This is a genomic window from Thermodesulfobacteriota bacterium (assembly GCA_036397855.1).
In the GTDB taxonomy this organism is placed as follows: Bacteria; Desulfobacterota_D; UBA1144; order Nemesobacterales; family CSP1-2; genus DASWID01.
This window is the reverse complement of the sequence record DASWID010000077.1, coordinates 1-3255: the sequence shown is the minus strand read 5'-3', so window position 1 is coordinate 3255 and position 3255 is coordinate 1. Positions and strand designations below refer to the sequence as shown.

Here is a 3255-nt window from a genome sequence, read left to right as displayed (position 1 = left end):
TTGCAGTTCCCTTATCATGAACTTCGTGATTCGTGTCCTTTTTTTTCTTTTCGTCGAGGTACCCTAATTCCTCGAGGATTGCAGCTATTAGCACCGGGTCACACATGAGAATGAATTAATTATATAACAGAATTGGGAATTTAGGAACTGGCCAATAACTGTGAGATTCTGTATCGGCCCTTCGACCCTTCGACAAGCTCAGGGCGAACAGATGGGGTAAGGAAGGGTAGGGGGTCGAATAGGAGATTGCTTCGTGGCGTTGCCACAAATGACCCCGATATAGATTTTATTTAGCGCTTGTAAGTGTTATTGCTATTAAACCGAGATTTCGTATTTATAATAAGAATTGAATATTCAATCCACAGGTCGATGGATAGAAAAAAACACTATAAATTATCTGGAGAAAGGAGTCTAAACTAATGATTGTTGGTATAGTAAGTCAATACGAAGGTTGGTGGGCAACCAAACCAGTTCAAGTGAAAGAGGGGTTCCTCTTCAGCTACTATTCTCCCGGGGCTAAGGAGATTTTCCTGGCGGGGGATTTCAATGGATGGAAGAGGCGAGAAACCCCTTTAATAAAGGGAAGGGATGATGTGTGGAGGGCAGTTTTAGAACTTAAGCCAAACAGATCCTGCGATTATAAATTTATTGTTGACGGAAACTGGGTTAACGATCCAAATAATAGAGACTTGAATCCCGATGTTGCAGGAGGCGCTAACTCGGTTATTTTTATCGGAGAGAAGGGCGATATTCTGGCTGAGGGAGACCCTGAGAGGCATAAATTCACTCTGGAAGGCCGAGGAATTTATCTGAGAACATATCCCTCAACTAAGTACAATAGGAACTTTGATTTTCGCTACATCCCCCTGAAGCATGAGAACGGAAAAGAGAAGTTACCGGTTGTCATATGTTTAAATAACTATATCAAGTCTCAAGAACTTCATTTGTATGGCAGACAAAATGGATTCCTGGCAGTTATACCTTCTGTTACACTGGGTGGCGAGTATATACGGCAGGGTAAATTGGATGTTTTTCCAGAGCTTCTTGAGGCCGTTAAAGAGGTCTTCCCTGTAGACGAAGACCAGGTGTTTGTCACCGGCATGTCCTACGGGGGGCTTGAAGCCCTGCTTGTTTCCCTCTATTATCCCGACTTAATTGCTGCTTCCGCAGTTGTATTTGGACCTTACCGCCTAAGGTCTTACAAGGAAAAAATAGAAAGCATGACAAGGGAACAATTGGAGGATTTTTTAGAAGGCCTGGACTATCCACAAAGGATGTTATTGAATTTGAAGGATTTCCCTCTGTACATTTCCCATGGGGGTGCCGATGAGGCTATTCCTTTTGATGAGGCGCTTACCCTTCAAGGGATATTAAAAAAGCTCGGGGCGCCAACGGAGCTTACCAACTATCCTGAATACGGTCACACCTGGTTTATGGTGGATGAGGATTTACCCAAGGTATTTAGCTGGTTCAAGAGATTTACTAGGAACAGATTTCCAAAATGTATCAGGTACACGGCCCCCAATGGGCTTTATAAAAGTAGCATTTTCTGGATTGATTTCTCACCTCTTAGGATTGAAGAGCCGTTAAACATAAAGGCCGAAATCGCTGGGGAAAACAGAGTTAAGCTCGAGCTTAAGAACATAGGTAGGATAAAATTAAACTTGGATTCAAATTTACTAAAGCTACCGGGCGCGGTTGATATAGAAACTGGGGAGGGAATTCAAAGATTTGATGTTGAAGAAGAGCATAAGGAAATTGAATTAACATTTTGATTTTGGAAAAATGTAATATGGTATGCTTTAAGTATGGTGAACCGGTTTGTCGTTCATGAACATGATGCTACCCGTTTGCACTATGATTTTCGTTTAGAAATGGAAGGGGTTCTTCGGTCTTGGACAATTCCAAAAGGACCCTCTATGGACCCATCAGAGAAGCGATTAGCTATCTTGGTAGAAGATCACCCTTTAGAATACTTTGATTTCGAAGGGATAATTCCAGAAGGAACGTATGGAGCGGGACCAGTCGTAGTGTGGGATAGCGGGACATTTGATTTTATTGAGAAGAACGAGAATATGATTAGCTTCTTCCTGAAAGGGAAGATACTTATCGGCACCTACAGGCTGGTTCGTCTCAGAGGTAAGGGGAAAGAAAACCAATGGCTTCTCATTAAAGGTAAGGATCAATATGCAAAATCAGGTTGGAAACTCCAGACAAGCCTCACCAAAAATAAAATATCAAAGTTGGAGGTTCGAAAGCCTCCCTGCGAAACATACTAATTATTACCTGAAAAACTGGGAATTATCGATGGAAATAGGGCCCACCTTTATCTAAATTGCGCGGCGCCAGAATATAAGAGAGCGTGTGACCATTATCGTTATACAGTTTAAGAATTGTAGGGTTAATCTGCCTTGATTTTCACAATTCTCTTATTGCAGCCAAGGTTCTTTCGACTTCTGAAGGATTATTCAATAAACCCGGGGCCAATCTAACATATCTTTCCTTATACGTGCCGGGTGTTGTGGTTGCAATAATATATCTATCCTCCAGTCGTTTCACCACCTCATAGGGAGTGAACCCATCTACTTCAAAACAGACTAAGCCTGCGGATAATTCTTCCGACACGGGAGTGTGTAAAGTAACACTGCTCATGTTTCTCAATCCCTCTTTTAGCTGGGTGTTGAGCTGGTGGATACGCTTTTCAACCTGCTCCTTGCCAATTGTGCGCTGGAAATCAAAGGCCTCATTGAGTGCCCAACGATGCTCGAATGAATGAAAGCCTCCCGGTGTCATAGCTTGACCTGCTGTTTCACTTCTCGAAAATGTTGGTATAGTGGCAACCACGTCTTTCCATGCATCATCTCTTCCCCAAAATATTCCTGTCCCTCTCGGCCCAAACATCCATTTATGCGTGCCGGCGACGAAAAAGTCGCATCCGACCTCCTCTATATTAACGTTTTCAACCCCTAGCCCGTGAACGCCATCAACGCATAGAAGTACTCTATCCTCATCTGCTCTGGACTTATTAATGGATGATATCGTTTCTGCGATTTCTTTCACCGGTATTTTAAGCCCCGTGCTGGAATGAACCCAGGTAAGAGCAATAACCCTTGTCCCGGGGCTGATTGAGCGGTAGACATTGCCGACTAACTCGTCTGTAGATGTGTTATAGCTTCCGTTGTGAAGGCTTATCTTTCGAACTGTGGCACCCGTCCTGAGCGATCTCAAGTCGAGAGATTCCAGGGTAGAGTAATA

Annotated in this window: 3 protein-coding genes; 2 read left to right on the top strand and 1 reads right to left on the bottom strand. The window is 43.3% G+C overall.

Annotated elements, in window-relative coordinates; genetic code table 11:
* Positions 1-419: 419 nt before the first annotated feature.
* Positions 420-1775, top strand: coding sequence for a prolyl oligopeptidase family serine peptidase (locus VGA95_05790; GenBank protein HEX9666057.1), 1356 nt, complete (start codon positions 420-422; stop codon positions 1773-1775).
* A gap of 33 nt (positions 1776-1808) precedes the next feature.
* On the top strand, positions 1809-2279 hold the full coding sequence (locus VGA95_05785; GenBank protein ID HEX9666056.1) for a DNA polymerase ligase N-terminal domain-containing protein: 471 nt from the start codon (positions 1809-1811) through the stop codon (positions 2277-2279).
* Positions 2280-2418: 139 nt separating this feature from the next.
* On the opposite strand, the gene VGA95_05780 is transcribed toward VGA95_05785, so the two are convergent.
* On the bottom strand, positions 2419-3255 hold an 837-nt coding region (locus VGA95_05780; GenBank protein ID HEX9666055.1), incomplete at its 5' end, for an aminotransferase class V-fold PLP-dependent enzyme.